The 453-nt window shown below is 45.7% G+C and carries 1 protein-coding gene; it reads left to right on the top strand.

The window, feature by feature from the left end; translation table 11 throughout:
- A partial coding sequence (locus JUI58_RS00270) for a transposase (protein ID WP_348539801.1) occupies positions 1 to 453 on the top strand: 453 nt, incomplete at both ends.

The raw sequence follows: 453 nt of genomic DNA, 5'->3' as shown, positions 1-453 counted from the left end.
AGGGGGGAACTAAAGGGGGGATATGGGCAAAAGGAATGTTATCTAAACATTGCCTAGATGCTGCTTTTGGTCAATTTATTACCATTCTCAAATGGGTAGCATGGAAACGAGATGTTTTTGTCGCGGAAGTTGACAAGAATTACACCTCGCTGTCTTGGTGCGCGTTCCCTAGGCGAATTCGATTCGCCGGGGTCGCACCGCAAATCTGCCCAAAATGTGATTTTCACACTGGAAAAAAATCACTTTCCGAACGAGAACATCATTGCCTGGAGTGTGGATACAAAACCCATAGAGATATAGCAGCAGCAGAAGTTATCAGAGACAGAGGAATCAAAAAGGCGCTAGGGCATAGCGTCTCAGAAAATGCTTGTGGAGATGATCTGACGGGGGCTTTGCCTAGTCAAAAATCTGTGAAGCAGGAAATCTTGAATGCGAGTTCAAGAATCTCCCGCT

Origin of the sequence: Spirulina sp. CCY15215 (assembly GCF_016888125.1) — a bacterium.
GTDB lineage: Bacteria > Cyanobacteriota > Cyanobacteriia > Cyanobacteriales > Spirulinaceae > CCY15215.
This window is presented reverse-complemented; position numbering and strand designations above follow the sequence as displayed.